At 58.0% G+C, this 18,917-nt stretch carries 11 protein-coding genes; 1 reads left to right on the top strand and 10 read right to left on the bottom strand.

Annotated features, from left to right (window positions below):
* Nucleotides 1–3: 3 nt before the first annotated feature.
* From QP982_RS00830 to QP982_RS00790, 9 genes are all read right to left on the bottom strand, one after another.
* Nucleotides 4–1,749, bottom strand: coding sequence for a peptide ABC transporter substrate-binding protein (locus QP982_RS00830; protein ID WP_284870074.1), 1,746 nt, complete (start codon nt 1,747–1,749; stop codon nt 4–6).
* A 528-nt stretch (nt 1,750–2,277) separates the two neighbouring features.
* Nucleotides 2,278–3,906: a protein adenylyltransferase SelO family protein gene (locus QP982_RS00825; protein WP_284870073.1), complete on the bottom strand. Its 1,629-nt coding sequence runs from the start codon at nt 3,904–3,906 to the stop codon at nt 2,278–2,280.
* Nucleotides 3,907–4,047: 141 nt separating this feature from the next.
* Nucleotides 4,048–6,279 (bottom strand): 3-hydroxyacyl-CoA dehydrogenase NAD-binding domain-containing protein, encoded by a 2,232-nt coding sequence (locus tag QP982_RS00820; protein WP_284870072.1) that lies wholly within the window; start codon nt 6,277–6,279, stop codon nt 4,048–4,050.
* Nucleotides 6,280–6,353: 74 nt separating this feature from the next.
* Complete coding sequence (locus QP982_RS00815) at nt 6,354–7,589, bottom strand: acetyl-CoA C-acetyltransferase (RefSeq protein ID WP_284870071.1); 1,236 nt, start codon at nt 7,587–7,589, stop codon at nt 6,354–6,356.
* A 238-nt stretch (nt 7,590–7,827) separates the two neighbouring features.
* Nucleotides 7,828–11,037, bottom strand: a complete 3,210-nt coding sequence (locus tag QP982_RS00810) for a type I restriction endonuclease subunit R (protein WP_284870070.1) — start codon at nt 11,035–11,037, stop codon at nt 7,828–7,830.
* Nucleotides 11,034–12,221, bottom strand: coding sequence for a restriction endonuclease subunit S (locus tag QP982_RS00805; protein WP_070767105.1), 1,188 nt, complete (start codon nt 12,219–12,221; stop codon nt 11,034–11,036). The genes QP982_RS00810 and QP982_RS00805 overlap by 4 nt, the downstream gene beginning before the upstream one ends.
* Nucleotides 12,218–13,267 carry a virulence RhuM family protein gene (locus QP982_RS00800; RefSeq protein WP_284870069.1) on the bottom strand — a complete coding sequence of 350 codons (1,050 nt, stop codon included), beginning with the start codon at nt 13,265–13,267 and terminating at the stop codon, nt 12,218–12,220. Before QP982_RS00800 ends, QP982_RS00805 begins: the two co-directional genes overlap by 4 nt.
* Complete coding sequence (locus QP982_RS00795; RefSeq protein WP_049191026.1) at nt 13,260–14,837, bottom strand: type I restriction-modification system subunit M; 1,578 nt, start codon at nt 14,835–14,837, stop codon at nt 13,260–13,262. The genes QP982_RS00800 and QP982_RS00795 overlap by 8 nt, the downstream gene beginning before the upstream one ends.
* A 99-nt stretch (nt 14,838–14,936) precedes the next feature.
* Complete coding sequence (locus QP982_RS00790; protein WP_141758926.1) at nt 14,937–15,791, bottom strand: class I SAM-dependent methyltransferase; 855 nt, start codon at nt 15,789–15,791, stop codon at nt 14,937–14,939.
* Nucleotides 15,792–15,884: 93 nt separating this feature from the next.
* Here QP982_RS00790 and QP982_RS00785 point away from each other — a divergent pair, with 93 nt between their 5' ends.
* Entirely contained in the window at nt 15,885–17,063 is a 1,179-nt protein-coding gene (locus QP982_RS00785) for a glycosyltransferase family 4 protein (protein WP_049193185.1), read from the top strand.
* On the opposite strand, the gene QP982_RS00780 is transcribed toward QP982_RS00785, so the two are convergent.
* A complete protein-coding gene (locus QP982_RS00780; protein ID WP_284870068.1) occupies nt 17,043–18,875 on the bottom strand; it encodes an MmpA family trehalose lipid delivery protein in 1,833 nt (610 codons plus the stop codon). The genes QP982_RS00785 and QP982_RS00780 overlap by 21 nt on opposite strands.
* Nucleotides 18,876–18,917: the final 42 nt, after the last annotated feature.

The raw sequence follows: 18,917 nt of genomic DNA, 5'->3' as shown, positions 1-18,917 counted from the left end.
GTGCTAGTCCTTCTCAATCATTGGGTAGTCCAAGATGCCGTCCCACATCACTACGGCATTGCGCAGCTTCGGGTTCCACGCCACCGAAGCATTGGGGTACCACAGCGGAATCGCTGGTAGGTCCTCCATCAGCACAGACTGAGCCTTGACATAAATCGGCTTGGCATCTTCTGCGCTCTTTGCCGAGGCCGCCTCCTGAATCAGCTTGTCGAACTCCGGGTTGGAGTAGTGGTTGTCATTCGAGGAGCCACCGGTGACGAACTGCGGAAGCATGTAATTGGCCACAGATGGGTAGTCAGCTGCCCAGCCAGTGCGGTAGCCGCTGGTGATGGTCTCGTTGGAGATTTCATCGCGCAGCTGCTTGAAGGTCGGGTAGGCCTTGCCGTGGGAATCGATGCCGAGGGTCTCGCCAATCATGTTGGTCACCGCTTCGACCCACTGCTGGTGTCCGCCGTCGGCGTTGTAGGCGATGTCGAACGAGCCGGTAAACGGCGCAATTTTGTTGGCTTCGGCCCACAGTTGGCGGGCCTTCTTCGGGTTGTATTCCAGCACCTCTTGGCCAGGTACGTTCGGGTCAAGGTCACCGAGCGTCAACGAGCTGAACTCGCGCGCCGGGGTGCGGGTGTCGAAGAAAATCTTCTCAGTGATTAGTTTCCGGTCAATCGCCATAGAAATCGCTTGACGACGAAGCTTGCCCTCTTCACCCGAAAAACCTGGCAGATTTCGCGGAATTGCGAAGTACTGCGAAGACGAGGTCGGGACATTTGCGCTGGAGTCGGGGAAGTCGGTTTGGAAGCTGGCGAGAGCCGTTGGTGGAATTGTGCGTGGCAGCGTGTCCAGGCGGCCGGCCTGGAGGTCTGCATATGCGGTGTCCACGTCCGAGTAGAAGCGGTATACCAGGCCGTTGTTACGGGCCTTGTGCTCACCGGCGAAGTCATCATTGCGAACCACAGTTAGCTGGTTGTTGTGCAGCCAAGCGCGGCCTTCGGCCATCTTGTACGGTCCATTGCCGATTGGGTGTTCACCGAAAGCCTTCTTGTCTTCGAACGCGGCCTTCGGCAGCGGCATAAACGCGACATAGCCGAGGCTGAGCGGGAAGGAAGAATCTGGGTTGGTCAGATCCACGGTGAACCTCAGGTCATCGACCTTTTTCAGGCCGGAGAGTGTTTTCTCCGTGGCCTTTTCTCCCGAAACAGCATCAAAACCCTGCACGTTGGCGAAGAAGGACTGCTGCTTCTGCAGGTTCGGTCCGTAGGCGGCGTAATTCCAGGCATCGATGTAGCTCTGCGCGGTGACTGGTTCGCCGTTGTGGAAGGTCCAGCCCGGTTTGAGCGTGATGTCGAAATGGGTCGAGTCCTCGTTGGGCTTAATTTCTGCCGCATGATCCAGGATCATCGAGCCGTCGGTGTCGTAGCGCACCAGACCCGAGTAGAGCATGCGGAGGATATCGCCACCACCGGTTTCATTGGTGTCAGTGGTGTACAGCGGCGACTGTGGTTCGGAGTTCTGGACCACAATGAACCCCGCGCCGACCTGTTGCTGGTCAGTGCTGCAGGCAGCGAGCGTGGCTCCTGGCAAGGCGATTACCAGCAAAGCCGCCAGGATCTGGCGGACATGCAGCGTGAACCTTCCTTTTCCGCTGAGCGTTGTTGCGTGCAGTTTTGTGGCACGGGACTTCTCTCGCTGTCGGAGCTTCCGCCGGAGTTTCTGCCGGGTGTGGAAGGGGCCGGAGGCAACGGGTCTATGCATCGCGAGCCTTTCTAGATTCTGCCAGATAGGCGATATGAATTTGGTGATCGGCTCACTCCAAATGGCTTAGATACCCACCTCCCACCTGCATAGGCAATGGTGGTGGTGACAACTTGGGTGTGGTGGGCTCTAAGGTTTGGATACGACCGTTCAATACAGTCTCTAACCATACAAGTCCAAAAAACATATGAGTATTAATCAGGCGAACCATCCCTTATTTGACGGTGTCTTTTACCCTCGATTGGGGAGTTAATCCTGTGCAGTGGTGCAACGTTGTAACATCCTGGCACCCCCGCAGGGGTTGCCCTCTGGCTCTCCGCGACGCTGGCGCTCAGCCAGGCCCCATCCGCGTTTTGGCCACCCGCGTCGGGCCCCATCCGCGCGCCCCGTCCGCGGGCCCCATCCGCGACTTCACGACAGCTATGTCACCTCATGCCACCTCCACAGCTGGCACGAGGTGACATCTGTGTCGTGAAGTGGGCTTTGGGGCTTGGTAGAGGGGCGCCGGAGCGCCGCCAAGCCAGCGCATTAAGTCCCGCAGTACGAGTGGAAAGCCCCCAACTCCCGCGGTGCCGGCTCAGTGAACCCCGCTGGGACGTCTTGCAACTCAAAGGGGTTGGTTACCGCCTCCAGCAGGTGCCGGTAGGCGGCCAAATCCCCCGCCCCTGCTTCTCCTGTCGCCCCTGCCGCCGCTAACGCTTCCGTGACCAGGTAGTTTCGCGGAATATACAGTGGATTCGTTTCCTCCATAAGTGTCAGGGCCGTCGTCTGGTCGATTCCCAGCTCTTCCCGCGTCTGCTTCCACAACTGCCCCCACTCAGCCGCGGCGGCGGGGAACGCAGGATCAGCGGTCAGCCTGGTCAGCGCAGCCAACGCAGCAACTGTATCCCCATCACCATCGGCCAGAACCTCAATCAGCGCCCGATGAGCATTCGTATGGTCGAGCCCAAACTTCGCCAGCAACGCCTGCCACTGCTGTACCAAGGGGATGGCCAGCGGGTCGTCGTAAAGCGAGGGGAGAATCCCCAACTTGGGCAGCCACCTGCGGCTGAGCGCATCGGTGAACTCGTCGGCGAATTCTCCCAGGATGTCGCGGGCGCGTGCGAGGGCATCCTCCGGGGTGCCTGCGAAATGCGGTAGCAAAGTCTCCGCGAGCTTCGACATGTTCCACCCCGCGATTGTTGGCTGCGCGCCGAACGCGTATCGACCGCCGCGATCAATGCTGCTAAACACCGCCCGCGGATCGTGCGCATCCAGAAACGCACACGGCCCAAAGTCGATGGTCTCGCCCGCGATGCTGGCATTGTCGGTGTTCATCACGCCGTGGACAAAACCGCAGGCCAGCCACGCCGCAACGAGATTGGCTTGCCGCTTGACGACGTCCCGGAGAACCGATTCCGCCGAACCCTCGTAGCCATGCCGCTGCGCGGCGAAGTCGATGAGCCGGTCCATGATTCCGGTGTCCGCTCCGGAGCGTGCGACCAGCTCGAACGTGCCAACTCGCAGGTGGCTGGATGCTACGCGCACGACGATGCCACCCGGTTGAAGTTCGGTGGTGGGGTCGGTGTTGTCGAATGGGGTTTGCGAGCCGCGGTAAATCTCTTCGCCGGTTTTGATGACCGCCAGCGCGCGGGTGGTGGGGATGCCGAGCGCATACATGGCTTCGCTGATGAGGTACTCCCGCAGCGCGGAGGTCAGCGTGGCTTTGCCGTCACCGCCACGGGAAAAGGGCGTGGGGCCGGTGCCTTTCGCTTGGATCTCGTAGGCCTGGGTGCTGTCGCTGTGGGTTGTCTCTTTGGGGTAATCCGGCAGTCCAGTCAGCCCCGGTTCAGCCTCAACTGTGGCAAGCACGAGCGCGCGACCATCACCGAGTAGGCCTGCGAAGTTACCGAACTGGTGGCCGGCGTAGGCCGTGGCCATCGGGGTTGTGTATGCGCCGGGTGGGGTGCCGGCGCCGCTGTCGACTCCGTGATCGGCGCCGCGGCCAGTGAGGAACTTCAGGCCAGCGTCTGACCGGAGCCACTGTGGGGAGAGGCCGAGTTGGGTCGCGAGCTCGTCGTTAAGCATGACCAGCTGCGGCGATGGGGCGTCAAACCCCTGCTGGTCGATAGCGAGTTCAGGCAGTGCGGTGGGCAGATCAGCGACGTTTCTAGCCATGTGCGCAGTTTAACGGGTAGGCCGAATTGGGGTTGGCGCGCTGGTGCGTTCAGCGGTGCTACGCGCGTAGAGGTGATCTCGAAGGCGAAAAACCCCGGTTACTGGAACAATTCCAGCAACCGGGGTGCGCTCGGGGTAGCCTTACTTCTTCAGGGACTCCGGAGCGTTGAAGCGCTCACCGTGCTTAGCGGCCAGCTCTTCGGCGCGCTCGACGAAGCCCGCGACGCCGCGGCGCTCCGGGTGAGCTGCGGCCGGGTCGACAACAGTGGCGCCGTCGTAGTTCTTAATGAACTGGCGAGTACCACCGGTCCAGGCCGGGTAGCCGATACCGAAGATGGAGCCGATGTTGCCGTCGGCGTCGTGAAGCAGAACGCCCTCGTCGACGCACTTCTGAGTCTCGATGGCCTCGATGAAGAGCATGCGGTCGACCAGCTCCTGCAGGTCGGTGTCCTCCGGAGCGGTCGGGGTGATGTTCAGCTCCTCGCGGAGCTCGTTGAACAGGCCCGGCCAGAGACCGGAGCGCTTGCCGTCGACGTACTCGTAAAAGCCCTTGCCCTCGAGCTTGCCCGGGCGCTCGAACTTGTGCAGCATGGCCTCTACCAGAGCCGGCACGCCGCCCTCGTCCAGGGTCTGGCCTGCAGCCTCGGCGGCAGCGCGGGTCTCGCCAGCGATCTTCTCCATGAGCTTGAGGTTCAGCTCGTCGGCAAGCTGGAGCTGCGGTGCCGGGTAACCAGCCTGGCGACCAGCGGCCTCGATGATGGCCGGGTCGTAGCCCTCAGCGACCATGCGCAGGGCCTCGTTGATGACGGTGCCGATGACGCGGGAGGTGTAGAAACCGCGGGAGTCGGTGACAACAATCGGGATCTTGCGGATTGCAACAGCGAAGTCCAGCGAAGCGGCGAGGATAGCCGGGTCGGTGTTGTCGCCGGAGATGATCTCAATCAGCTGCATCTTGTCCACCGGGGAGAAGAAGTGCAGACCGATGAAGTCCTTCTCACGCTTGACGTGGGAAGCCAGCTCGGTAATCGGCAGGGTGGAGGTGTTGGAGCCCAGGATGCAGGTCTCCGGAACTGCGGCCTCGATCTCGGCGTGAACCTTGTGCTTGAGGTCGGTGTTCTCGAAGACGGCCTCGATGACCAGGTCGACGTCGGACAGGTCATCGTAGGATTCGGTCGGCTTGATGCGGTTCAGCAGTGCTGCGGACTTCTTCTCAGTGGTGCGACCGCGCTTGAGAGCCTTGGCCTCCAGACCCTCGGAGTAGGCCTTGCCGCGCTCGGCGTTCTCCAGGGAAATGTCCTTCAGGACAACTTCCATGCCAGCCTTTGCACACACGTATGCAATACCTGCGCCCATCATGCCGGCGCCGACAACGGCAACCTTCTTGAACTCGCGCTTCGGGTACGGGGTGCCGTCAGCTTGCAGCGGACGGGAGCCGCCGCCCTGAGCGTGGTTGAGGTCGAAGAAGAACGCCTGCATCATGTTCTTCGACTGGGTACCGGTGACCAGCTCGGTGAAGTAGCGGGACTCGATACGCAGTGCGGTGTCGATGTCGACCTGAGAGCCCTCGATGGCAGCCTGCATAGCAAGGCGCGGAGCCTTCATCGGGGAGCCCTTGAGCTGCTTGGTCAGGTTTGCCGGGAAGGACGGCAGGTTCATTGCGAACTTAGGAGTCTTCGGGTCGCCACCCGGGATCTTGAAGCCCTTCTCGTCCCACGGCTGTGCTGCCTTGGCATCTTCGCTGGTCAGCCATGCACGAGCAGTGTCGATGAGCTGCTCCGGAGCAACAACCTCGTCAACGAGGCCAGCTGCGAGAGCCTTGCCCGGGTTCATCTGCGCGCCGGTCAGAATGACCTTCATCAGCGCGTCCTGAATGCCCAGCATGCGAACGACGCGGGAGACGCCGCCGCCACCCGGCAGCAGGCCGAGGGTGACCTCCGGCAGGCCAATCTTGGAACCGCGGGCATCGGCAGCAACGCGGTGGTTAGCAGCCAGTGCGACCTCGAGGCCGCCGCCCAGTGCTGCGCCGTTGATGGCAGCAACAATCGGCACCGGGAGCTTCTCCAGGCGACGCAGGGAAGCCTTCATGTCCTCGACCATGTTGAACATGTCAGCTGCATCGTCCTCAGTGGCCTTGGACATCTGCTTGATGTCGCCACCTGCGAAGAAAGTCTTCTTCGCAGAGGTGATGATAATGCCCTTGATGGAGGTCTCAGAGCCGTCGCCAATTTCGTTTTCCAGGCGCTCCACGGTGGCGCGGATGTCGTCCTGGAAGGTCTGGTTCATGGTGTTGACCGGTGCATTCGGGTCATCCATGGTGAGGGTGACGATTCCGGCGTCGTCCTGATCCCACCGGAACATGTTATCTGTGCTCATAAATCAGTCAGTCCTTTGTGGTTATCGCGGTGTGACCGCGGCAATTGTCGCTGTGAGTTTCGTTCCGGTTTGCTTTAGACGCGCTCGATGATGGTTGCAACACCCATGCCGCCAGCCACGCAGAGCGAGATGAGGGCGTAGCGGCCACCGGTGCGGTGCAGCTCGTCGATTGCGGCGCCGGTGATCATGGCACCGGTTGCACCCAGCGGGTGACCCATGGCCATTGCGCCACCGTTGATGTTGAGCTTGTCGTAGTCGATGCCCAGGTTCTGCTGAGCGTGCTTGACGACGGCGGCAAACGCCTCGTTGATTTCCCACACGTCGATATCGTCGACGGTCAGGTTTGCCTTGGCCAGAGCCTCGCGGACAGCCGGCTCGATGCCGGTCAGCATGATGGTCGGCTCGACACCATTGACTGCGGTGGCGACAACGCGTGCGCGTGGGGTCAGACCCATGTCTGCGCCGGCCTTCTCAGAACCAACCAAGGTCAGTGCAGCGCCGTCGACGATGCCGGAGGAGTTACCTGCGTGGTGGACGTGGTTGATGCGCTCGAGCTGCGGGTACTTCTTCAGAGCAACTGCGTCGAAGCCGCCCTGCTCGCCCATCATGGTGAAGGCTGCGCGCAGGCCGGAGAGGGACTCTGCGGAGACGCCTTCGCGAATGGTTTCATCGCGGTCGAGGATGGTCAGACCGTTAGCGTCCTTGACTGGGACGACCGAGCGGTCGAAGCGACCCTCAGACCATGCCTTTGCAGCACGAGCGTGGGAGAGTGCTGCCATCTCGTCGAGGGACTCGCGGTCAAAGCCGTCGAGCGATGCGATCAGGTCAGCGGAGATACCCTGCGGGACGAAGTCGGTCGCGAACGAGACCTGTGCGTCCATTGCCATTGCGCCACCGTCGGACATCATTGGCACGCGGGACATGGACTCCACGCCACCGGCGAGAACGAGCTCGTCCATGCCGGAGCGGGCCTTCTGAGCAGCCAGGTTGATGGCGGAGAGGCCGGAAGCGCAGAAGCGGTTGATCTGGACACCGCCAGTGCGGTACGGCAGACCTGCGGTGAGTGCTGCGGTACGGGCAATATCCGCACCCTGGTCGCCGACTGGGCTGACGCAGCCCACGATGAGGTCGCTGATGCGCTCTTCGTCCAGGTCAGGGAAACGATTGCGGATTTCGTCGATGAGGCCGACGAGAAGCGATACCGGGCGTACCTCGTGGAGGGAGCCGTCCTTCTTGCCCTTGCCGCGCGGGGTGCGAATTGCCTCGTAGATGAAGGCTTCGCCGCCCGGCTGAATGGTGGCGGAAGTCATGTGTTTTTACCTCACAGATTCGTCGTAAAGTGTCGTGCGTCACTCTATAACGAAAGGCGGACTGGCGGGGGTGATTTGAGGGGTGTTGTAGGGAAAAGCGGCCAACCGCACCATTTCACCTGCGGTTATGGGAGAAACCGGGGGTAATTACATAAGTATTTTTAAACACAGCTTCGCGGAAGCGAGGCGGTAACGGTCTGCCATGTGAAGGCCCAATCGTTACGCCCGTCCGCAACCATCAAGCCGCCTCTCCATCATCCTGCGCGAACCCCAAGTTCCGATAGCGCTCGACAAAGGCCTGGATGCGCTGCAGCACCCGCGTCTTGACCTTCTCGCGCTCATTACCTGGAGTAAACCGCGACATTGGCGGAAGAACTCGAACAATTCCGGTGCCAAGCGTGCTGACAATGCCGGTGGTCAGCGCCTCTTCAATGAAAGATTGCGCAGTGGGCATCCGCAGCTTTTCTTCAGTGATGATCGCATTGAGTTCTTCCGTGCGTTTGGTCCTGATGAATTCTTCCCACTGCTCGTCAACGGGCTGTGTCAGGCTCACGGTGTTGACAAATTCTTCAATCAGATCGCGCTTGTTCCGCAGTGATGGGCTGGAGTTTGCAGCGCGAGAAATCTGGGCACGAATTTCTTCTCTCTCGTCACTGCCGTGGGTTTCGCGGTATTGCTCGACGAGCATGAGAATGTAGTCGACATTGATCTCTACCTGCTTAATCAGCTCCATCTCGAAGACCACATCTTCGTTGATGGACTCCCGTTCCCCGTCGCTTTCAGTACGGAATTCCGCAAAAAGGTCGAGGTAGATACTGCGGTAGTCCTGCTCCTGGCGAGGCGTCAGCAGCGCGTCATCGGCGAATTGGTCGAAGGAGGTCAGGATGTTTTGGACACGCAGAATCGCGCCGAAAAGCTTGATGAACTCCTTCTTCGCCTTCTCGCCAACAATGACCTTGTTCAGTGGATATTCCTGGAGCAGCTGATTCACCAACTTGGCGTATTCCGCAAAGTAATCCGCGTAGGGCTTGAGCAGCACTACGCTTTGCGCATCGGTGTCGCCGAAGAGCCGCAGCGCCTCATTCGTGGCATCTTCGAGGTCTCGGAAGCAGACAATGTTGCCGTACGTCTTGACTGAGTTGAGGATTCGGTTGGTACGCGAGAATGCCTGAATCAATCCGTGGTACTTCAGGTTCTTGTCCACGAACAGGGTGTTCAAGGTGGTGGCATCGAATCCGGTGAGGAACATGTTGACCACGATGGTCATATCGACTTCCCTGTTTTTCATTCGCAGGGAGAGGTCTTTGTAGTAGTTCTGGAATTTCTCGGCAGTGGTGTCGTAGTTGGTCTTGAAATACCCGTTGTAGTCGGCAATCGCCGCTTCCAGGTAATCGCGCGCAACCTTGGGTAGCTGCTCGGGCTCCATGTCTTCTTCAAGGAGCAAGCCTGTCTCGTCGGCCACGGCAGTAGCTGCCGCAGCGCTTTTCTTTTCGCTTGACGACGGAATCGTCGGTGACTCATCCTTTTCGGCCTCATTTGGCGCGAATGAGTAAATCATGGCGATCTTCAGCCGCTCTGCTTCCGGCAGTGACGCTTGCGCTTCTTTGAAGAGGTTGTAATAGGTGTAGGCAGCCTCAACAGAAGCGGTGGCGAAGATAGCATTGAAGCCACGAACTCGTTGATTTTTCTTTATTTCCTTGATTCGACCGCGGTGTCGGGCCTTTGCTGAGGCGGATACGTTCTCGACAACGCGGTGTTCGTAGAAGGTTTCCCGCTTCGTTTTCTGCGCGAAGTGTTCGAGCGTGTAGTCGACGACGTTTTTCAGGCGTGGTTCCGCCAGGAGTGCGCCTTCGGTGTCGATGCCTGTGACTTCCTTGTCTTTAACGTTTCCAACCGAGATGGTGTTGACGTAGTCGATCCGGAAGGGCAGGACATTTTTATCGGTGATGGCGTCAACGATGGTGTAGGCGTGGAGTCGTTTGCCGAAAGCCTGCTCGGTGGTTTTGAGGTTGGCCTTGGTGCCGCTGGTGGAGTTGTCGGCGAAGATGGGCGTTCCGGTGAAACCGAAGAGGTTGTACTTCTTGAATGCCTTAGTGATGGCAGTGTGCATGTCGCCAAATTGGGAGCGGTGGCATTCGTCGAAGATGATGACTACGTGCTTGCTGTAGACATCGTGGTGCTTGTTGCCTGCGATGAAGTTCGACAGCTTCTGAATTGTGGTGATGATGATGGCCGCATCGTCGTCTTCCAGCTGCTTCTTCAGCACGGCGGTCGAGGTGTTGGAGTTGGCAGCACCCTTTTGGAAGCGGTCGTACTCACGCATGGTTTGGTAGTCGAGGTCCTTGCGGTCGACGACAAAAAGGACCTTATCGACATGCGAAAGTTTGCTAGCCAGCTGTGCGGCTTTGAATGAGGTGAGGGTTTTCCCCGAACCGGTCGTGTGCCAGATGTAGCCGCCGGCCTCCGTGGTGCCCAGGCGTTCACGATAGTTATTGGAAATCTCAATTCGTTGCAGAATCTTCTCAGCGGCGACGATCTGGTACGGGCGCATCACCAGTAGTTCTTCCGCAGCGGTGAAGACGCAGAACTTAGTCAGAATATTGAGAAGCGAGTGCTTGGACAGGAATGTCTTAGTGAAGCCAACAAGATCCCGGATGGGTTGGTTGTTTGCGTCAGCCCACCACGATGTGAATTCAAAGCTCTTAGCACCGCGTGCTGGGCGGCCTTTTCCTCCCGTTTCCTTGATGTGCAGTTCACGGGTGGTGTTGGAGTAGTACTTGGTCAGAGTGCCGTTACTGATGACAAACAGCTGCACATAATCGAACAAACCGTCACCAGACCAGAAAGAGTCGCGCTGGTAGCGCCTGATCTGGTTAAAGGCTTCACGCAGCTCTACGCCACGACGCTTGAGTTCGATATGCACCATGGGAAGGCCATTGACCAGGATGGTGACGTCGTAACGATTGGAGTGTTTCGCACCACCTTCGCCCTTTTCCACCTCGTACTGGTTAATGACCTGCAGCCGGTTGTTATGGATATTTGCTTTATCCAGCAGTCGGATGTTTTTGCTCGTGCCGTCGTCACGCGTAAGAACCTGAATGTGGTCTTCGTGGATGCGACGGGTCTTTTCCTTGATTCCGTCGTTGGCGCTGGTGATGCAGGTGCGATAGAACCGTTCCCATTCCGCGTCGCTGAAGGTGACGTGGTTGAGGGTTTCTAGTTGGCGGCGAAGGTTGGCAACGAGATCTGCTTCGCTGTGGATAGGCAGGTAGTCGTAGGCCTGCGACTGGAGGATGTCGATGAGTTCTTGCTCCAGTTGCGCCTCAGTTTGGTAGTCCTCCGAGGTGCGCTCCTCGGCCTGGTACTCCGCGACGACGGTACTCTCCTCACCGACAGCAATCGGGTCGTACTTGGTTACTCGTCGCTTGCCGACGCCGTCCTGGTTCATGCTGCCAATTCCTTAAAAGTCAGTAGTTGATCCCGGTAGTACTCGTACTGCTTCCGGCGAGCTTCAATCTCGGCAGGCAGGCCGGAGGTGAGGTCGTTCACGAGTGCATCGAACTTGTCGAGAATATTCACGATGCGCTGCTGTTCTTCGAGGAGAGGAAAAGATATTTCGGTTCTTAGGAGACGGTTGTTATATAAACGGCGAATTGTACCTCCGTCTGTTTTCCAATCAATAGTCTTATACCAATGTTTTAAGTAAGAATTAAGCACTAAGGATTCATTGTTATCAATCCATACAATATTTGAATCCTGATAGTATGCGTCCTCTCCTAAGTATTCAACAGTTCTTCCGATGGTTCCAGAAGCGGAAATTAAAATTGATCCAGGTTTTGGGAAAGGGTGTTTGCTTTTATATTCTTCGAATATTTCCCGAGAAATGAAGGAGTCTGGAGTTGTTCCAAAAGTGCCGATTTTGTAAAAAGGGATATCGCCATTCGGGGTAGTTTGAGACTTGAGTATGCGTTTGCACATGCATACATTGCCGATTTCTCTCAATGTTACTCGCCGGACTCCTCTCTCTCTCTCGGTAAACGTCAGCAGTTGGTCACGATAAAACTCATACTGCTTTCTCCTCGCTTCCAGCTCCGCTTCCAGCTCCGCTTCCAGCGATTGGAAGGTGTCGAGGATTCTTACAATTTCTTGTTGAACTCGAAAGGGTGGTTGTGGCACTCGGTAATCAAGAATCTTTTTCTTGTTTCCACGTGGCATTTTTCCGCCTGTGGCATGAGAATTATTAAAGTTAAAAAACTTGTCACTGGAGAGTACGTAAAAGAGGAATTCTGGCATTAGGGATTTAGAAGAGCTGTCCGAAATTCTTATTGCAAGCACATCGCCACTGCAACCTCCACTATTGCTGGATAGCCAGATCTTCTTTAAGTATGGCCTAATATTTCCGAGTAGAATGTCGCCAATTTTGTAAGCCGTAACTTTACTAGTGTTCGGGCCTCTAGTTGTCTTTATTTTTCCTCGTTTGTTTTGAAGTAGGTTTTCGACGCCCACGAAGTTATCGGCAGTAAGTACCGAAGCATCAACCTTTTCTTTCACATAGTGGGCTACCTCGCCCAGCGGCTTGTACTCCACACCATTCGGGCAGAGTTCCTCGATGAGCTTTTCGATCTGGTTCACTTCTGCTCCTTCGGTGGTTGCTGAATCTGTTTCTGAACTGCAGTGATTTCCTTGAGATAATCCCGTTCCACGCCACTGGGTTGGGTATCCATCACAGTTTTGTACTTCTCGTATTCCTCATGGGCCTTCTGTACAGCTTGGCGGTGGGAAACCGTTCCTTCTCCCTCCAAAGACTTGCCACCCATGGCCGCAATCATTGTGGTGAGGTGATCCATCCAGTCCGCCATATACGTTGGCTGGTGCATCTGCGCACGGAATTCTGCCGCATCGAAGTAGGCAGAAACCAAGGTATTCAGGCGTTTTAGTTCGTCCTCGGCAAGGTAGTTTTTGGCAATCTCCACCTCGGCCTTGGTGATGCGCTCGCCCTTCCAATTCGTCAACCCCATGTTTGGCTTTGTGGCATCCGAACGCTCGTAAACCACCTCGGCTGCCGTGTGGCCGTGAGCACCAAAATGAAGCTTATTCTGGACTGTCGCAAAGAACTTCTTACTCACAGCGGCCCGCGGGTCGTAATCCACGCTGGTGGCATACAAGTCTAGAACCTGACGATGAATGACCTTCTCGCTAGAGCGAATGTCACGAATACGCTCCAGCAATTCACGCCAGTACGTTCCGCCTCCGCCCTCTTTCAGCCGCTCATCGTCCATGGCGAAGCCCTTAATCAGGTATTCGCGCAAAACCCCTAGTGCCCACTGTCGGAACTGAGTACCCCGCAAGGACCTCACTCGGTAGCCCACGGAGATAATCACGTCGAGGTTGTAGTGCTCCCGCTCGCGCGAAACTCCCCTTGAACCTTCGAGTTGAACTGTTCGGAATTTCCGAACAGTTGCCTCTGACCTGGGAAGCTCACCTTCCGCAAACACATTCCTAATATGTTCGGAGACGTTCGCCTTTGACGATTGAAACAGCTCCACCATCTGGGCCTGAGTGAGCCACACGGTTTCGTCGACAAGCCGTACCTCAATGCGAGTAGCGCCGTCGTCCGTGCGGAACATCACCAGCTCGCCCGCAGACGCCATGCTCATGTCGCCGTTCGTGTCAGACATCGGTGCGGGTTCCCTCAAGATCTGCCACAATCTCATCGATGGCCTCGCGCAGCTGACGCTGGCGCTCCACGATGCCAACAATCTGCTTATTCAGCTCCACGATGTCAATGACCTCGCGGGTGTCCTCCGGCTCGACATAGGAGGAAACCGCGATGTTGTAGTCGTTTTCTGCAATCTCCTCAGCGGGCACCAGCTTGGTGAAATACTCCACATCCTCGCGGGCAGTGAAGGAATCCAGAATCTTCTTCTGATTCTTCTCATTTAGTCGGTTCTTGTTGCCACTTCGCTCAAACTCTGCGGAGGCATCGATGAAGAGAACCGAATTGTCCTTTTTCGACTTCTTCAACACGATGATGCAGGTCGCGATGGTAGTGCCGAAGAAAAGATCCGGCGGCAACTGGATAACCGTATCCACATAGTTGTTATCCACCAGGTACTTGCGGATTTTCTTCTCCGCGCCGCCACGGTAAAGCACACCGGGGAACTCAACAATTGCGGCAGTGCCGTTCGTCGCAAGCCACGAGAGAATATGCATCGTAAAAGCCAAATCGGCCTTCGATTTCGGGGCCAGGACGCCCGCCGGTGCGTAGCGTGGATCGTTAATCAGCAGAGGATTGTTGTCGCCCTCCCACTTGATGGAGTAGGGCGGGTTGGACACGATTGCCTCAAACGGCTGGTTATCCCAGTGTGCAGGTTCGGTGAGGGTATTGCCCAGCGCAATGTCGAAATTATCGAAGTTCACATCGTGCAGGAACATGTTGATGCGTGCCAAGTTATACGTGGTCAGGTTGATTTCCTGGCCGTAGTAGCCCTCGCGGACACCGCCTTCGCCAAGCACCTTCTTGAATTTCAACAGCAGCGAACCAGAGCCGACAGCTGGGTCGTACACCCTGTTCACGCTCTTCTTTCCCACCACGGTAATCCGGGTCAGCAGCTCAGAGACTTCCTGCGGCGTGTAGTACTCGCCTCCGGACTTGCCTGCCTGAGAGGCGTACATACCCATCAAGTACTCGTAGGCATCACCGAATAGGTCGATGGAGTTGTCATCGGCTTTAACGGTGAGAGGCATATTGCCGATGTGCCTCATCAGATCGTAAATCTTGTTATTGCGTTCGATGACCGAGTTGCCAAGCTTGTTGCTGTCTAGGTTGATGTCGTCGAAAAGCCCTTGAAGATCGCTTTCGCTAGCGGTGCCTTTTGCAGATGCTTCGATATTTTTGAATACCTGCTGCAGTCGTTCATTGAGGTTCTCGCGGTAGTGCTCGTCAGCCGCCTGCTTGCAGACGTTGGTAAACAACTCAGAGGGCACAATGAAGTAGCCCTTTTCCTCGACAATGCTGGCCCGGCCCCACTCGGCATCCTCGTCAGAAAGGGAAGCGTAGTCCGCGTCCTCATTTCCAGCGGCACGTTCGCCGTCATCGATGTACTCGGTGAGCTTCTCCGAGATAAAGCGGTAGAACATCATGCCGAGCACATAAGACTTAAAATCCCAACCATCCACGCTGCCACGCAAGTCGTTGGCGATGTTCCAAATAGTCCTGTGCAGCTGTGCCCGGTCTGCGTCACTCATAGTGAAAATCCCCGCTCAATCAGTAAAAATGCTTGAGTTTCCAGTCTAGTGGCAGACGATACGAAGTCAGGGGAGCACGCTCCGGGAGAAACTGACCCCCTACCGCTTCCGCAGCACCAACACCAGGTTCGACACCGCGAACTCGCGCAGCACCGGCACGTGCACCATCCACCAGGCCCACCACGGGTGGTAGCGCGGGAAAGCGGCCAGCAGCTCGCAGTCGCCGGCCTCCGCGGCAGCGCGCGCCCACTTCAATCCTTCACCGCAACCGACCTTGAACAGGGACTCGCCAAAATAGTTCTTCGGTCGCTTGCCGTGCTTCTTCTCATACATGCGCCGCGCGCGGTCGCCACCCAGGTAATGCGTCATCCTCATCTCGTGGCCGCCGAACGGGCCGTACCAAATGGTGTACGAGTAAACGACCAGTCCGCCCGGCTTGGTTACACGCAGCATTTCCTCGCCCATCGTCCATGGCTCGGGCACGTGCTCGGCGACATTCGACGAGTACGTCAGGTCAAACGCGTCATCGCGAAACGGCAGTTCCAGCCCCGATCCGCGTACCGACGACTCCAGCTTGATACCCGCCGCCGCCATCTCGCCCACATCGGGTTCGCAGGTGTAATATTCCACGCCACGCTGGGCAAATGCTCGGCCAAAGTACCCAGGGCCGCCGCCGACATCAAGGATGCGCTTGCCACGCAGTGCGGTATTCGTCGTAACGCTTGACGACGTGCCCCCTGTGTCCGTCGACCCCGCCGCACCATCCGCCCCAGCTGCGATGCCTTCCAACAGGCCGATGGTGTCCTCGGCCAGGTGCCCGTAGAAGATATCGGGATCGGTTTGCTCGTATTTGAAGTCGTTGAGCAGCCCGAATGAGCGCGACAGCGTAGCAAAGCTGCGCAGCTCTTTCAGAGCGGGCGGGACGATAAAAGCGGGAAAGCGAAAGCTGGTCACGTCAAACAATCTAATGGACTGGTTGGGTTTGGGAGTATGGATTTGAGCTAAAGCGGCAACGAAAGCCGCGCCGAGCGTTAGGCTCATATTGTTATGAAAATCTTACTGTTGTGTTGGCGCGACACTGGTCATCCCGAAGGTGGAGGTAGTGAGCGCTATTTGGAGCGCGTCGCAGGTTACCTTGCCGACCAAGGCCACACCGTGGTGTTCCGCACGGCCAGTTACCCAGACGCACCAGCCCTTTCGCGTCGTGATGGCGTGACTTTCTCCCGCGCTGGTGGAAACTTCTCCGTCTACGTGCGCTCCTGGACCGCGATGCTGGGTGCGCGACTTGGTGTGGGGCCAATTGCCAAGGCACTCGGCGGCAAGCCGGATGTCGTGGTCGACACCCAAAACGGTGTCCCCTTTTTCGCGCGGATTTTCTCCGGCGCACCGACGGTGCTGCTAACACATCACTGCCACCGCGAACAGTGGCCAGTGGCAGGGCCGATTATTAGCAAGCTTGGGTGGTTCATCGAGTCGCGTCTGTCGCCGATGATTCACCGCCGCTGCCGCTACATCACAGTTTCCGAGCCAAGTGCCGCTGAACTGGTAGAACTTGGAGTGTCGCCGGGGCGCATCGCGGTAATCCGCAATGGTGTGGACCCGATTCCGGAGGAGTTGCAGTCGACTGAAATCATGGCGGACCTATCCGAGTGCGACGGTCCAGCGCCGCATTTGGTGACGCTGTCGCGATTGGTCCCGCATAAGCAGATTGAGCACGCCATCGATGTGCTTGCAGATCTTGTACAAGATCGGCCAGGTGCGATTCTCGATGTTATTGGCTCGGGTTGGTGGCACGACAACCTCGTGGAATATGCCCGTGACAAGGGTGTTTCGGACCACGTGGTATTCCACGGGCAGGTTACCGAGGCGGACAAACACCGCATCCTCTCCAAGGCGTGTCTGCACCTGATGCCTTCGCGCAAGGAGGGCTGGGGGCTCGCCGTCATCGAATCGGCGCAGCACGGCGTGCCGACGGTCGGTTACCGTTCCTCGGCGGGCTTGCGCGATTCGGTCAACGACGGCGAAACTGGCCTGCTGGCCAGCGATGAAGCTGACCTGATTGCCAAGACACGACAGATTCTCGATAACGGCGAACTGCATCGCGCAATGTCCAAGGCCTGCGTCGCCCGTGCCGCGGAATTTGGCTGGGACAAGACCGGTGAGGCAGTTCTGAATGTCTTGGAAAACCCAACACTGGACAAGCTGCTACCTGCGGCGGGGCAGTAGCGCTTCCATTACTCCAGTCAGTAGCCCCGCCAGCAGCCCAGCGAGTAGGCAAAGAGTCCAGATTCCAAAGGCTGTCCACGCAGCTGCATAGGCCCCCTGGCTTGGTTGTGTGGCCGGCTCGATAACGCCGGGGACATGGTATAGCTGCAGGTCAGGTGTTTCATAGACGGGGTCTAACGCTGCCACAATGTCAGCGGAGTCGCCGAAGTTGCCGGGCGAATTCTCCACTAGGACCCAGCCAACGCCTTGGTCTCGAAGACTCTGGAGCGCAGACTCAAGCTCCTCGTGTCTCTTCGCACCACCGAGCAGCGTGCGCTCAACGGTTGTGGCTCCCTCGCCAGACACCGACTGCCCAGAGACAATCAGTTCGCCAGAGCTCACCACCGGAGCGGGCAAAATCTTCGTAGCCGGGTCGAGGACAGGACGCCCATTAATAATGCGGTAAGAACCGGCAGGTAGAACCGCAACGCGATCGTCGTCAAGCGCGACCACACCGGAAACCGCCGACCAGCCTTCCCATGACGGAATGGGGCGGAGTGGAGCGACATCGGCGGGCAGCGTGGGGACAGCGGCGATGATGATGAGCGCGCTGACGCCAGTAGCCAACCACTGGCCGATGTTGGCGGTGGTCCCGCGAGCGCGGCGTGCCAGGTATTCCGCACCGCTTGCGGCGAGGATGACATAGGCGGGGACGGCGAGCGCGATCCACTTTTGCGTATCACGAAGCAGGCCCGCGCCCGGGATGTGCTCCAGCGCCCAACCCATCATCAAAATGCCCGGCGTTGTTGCGGCGAGAGCGATGAGCATGATGGCCGTGGCGCCAGTGATAATCAGCCCCCGCCAGCGCTCTTGCGAATGCCAGGCACGACGGAATCCCAGGCCCATAAGCACCAGGAGTGCCAGCACCATAATCGCCGAAAAACCAACCTCGCGCGTCAGTGGCACAGCCTGCTTATTCCAGATGCCACCCAATCCCAACAGGCTGCCGAGCGTGCCGACGTGTGCCTCTGCTCTGGCCGCAAATGCGGCAGCGCCAGCCGCATCGGAGGACCCAGCTGCACTCGGGTTCAGCAAAGATGCCACTAGCCACGGTGAACTGACCGCTACTGTTGTGGCCACAATCCAAGCGCGGTCGCGGTTATTGCGAGCGGTAACAATGCCGGTGATACCAGCCAAAAGGGCACCGGTCGGCGTGAGACCCGCAGCGGCAATTGCGCTGGTGCGCCACAAGGCACTACCCATCTGCGTTGCCAGAACAACTGCCGGAAGCAGCAATACGGCGATGACCAGTGACCACTGTCCCTGGAGCAAACGCTCGACCACAAACGGGTTCCAGAGCAGCATCGTCGGTGCAATCAGCTGGCTGGCCAAGCTCGGAGTCATGGGTACAAGGCCCGCACCGGATGCGCTACTGGTGCCCGAGCCGTGGCGAGTGAACCTGCGGGCGAGCTCAGCAGCTGCAAGACCACCAATCAAACAGGCGCCCACCATGCCGAAGCGCACCCAATGGCTGGCATCCACAAAGTAGCCCAGTGCCCACAGTGCGGTGTCCTGCGGAACAGCTCGTGCCGCAGCGGGGCCGAGTCCCAGGGCCGCGTCGGTAAGCGGTGGGTGATTGGGGATGACCATGTCGCGCAGCAGAAACATCGGTGCCCCAAAGCGACCATCGGCCGGGGCCTTGTGGGGCACAAAGAGCGGCCAGCACACGGCAGCGGTCAGCAGGAGAATCCACGACAACACAAAAACCCAGGCGACTCGCTCCGAATGAGAGTGAGCCGACTGGGTCAGAGTAGTGCGGAAACGTTGTGTCACGTGCCCTATATTAAATTATTTTTCGCTTTCCTCAGTGAAACT

The sequence above is a fragment of the Corynebacterium sp. MSK019 genome (assembly GCF_030232425.1).
Taxonomy (GTDB): Bacteria; Actinomycetota; Actinomycetes; order Mycobacteriales; family Mycobacteriaceae; genus Corynebacterium; species Corynebacterium jeikeium_D.
The sequence above is the reverse complement of the archived record's forward strand: the minus strand, read 5'-3'. Positions and strand labels throughout refer to the sequence as shown.

What these genes read in the sequence shown, in the direction of transcription:
- QP982_RS00825 (WP_284870073.1), bottom strand. Translation starts at nt 3,906, where the DNA reads ATGGCTAGAAACGTCGCTGATCTGCCCACCGCACTGCCTGAACTCGCT.
- QP982_RS00810 (WP_284870070.1), bottom strand. Translation starts at nt 11,037, where the DNA reads ATGAACCAGGACGGCGTCGGCAAGCGACGAGTAACCAAGTACGACCCG.
- QP982_RS00800 (WP_284870069.1), bottom strand. Translation starts at nt 13,267, where the DNA reads ATGTCTGACACGAACGGCGACATGAGCATGGCGTCTGCGGGCGAGCTG.
- QP982_RS00815 (WP_284870071.1), bottom strand. Translation starts at nt 7,589, where the DNA reads ATGACTTCCGCCACCATTCAGCCGGGCGGCGAAGCCTTCATCTACGAG.
- QP982_RS00820 (WP_284870072.1), bottom strand. Translation starts at nt 6,279, where the DNA reads ATGAGCACAGATAACATGTTCCGGTGGGATCAGGACGACGCCGGAATC.
- QP982_RS00795 (WP_049191026.1), bottom strand. Translation starts at nt 14,837, where the DNA reads ATGAGTGACGCAGACCGGGCACAGCTGCACAGGACTATTTGGAACATC.
- QP982_RS00785 (WP_049193185.1), top strand. Translation starts at nt 15,885, where the DNA reads ATGAAAATCTTACTGTTGTGTTGGCGCGACACTGGTCATCCCGAAGGT.
- QP982_RS00830 (WP_284870074.1), bottom strand. Translation starts at nt 1,749, where the DNA reads ATGCATAGACCCGTTGCCTCCGGCCCCTTCCACACCCGGCAGAAACTC.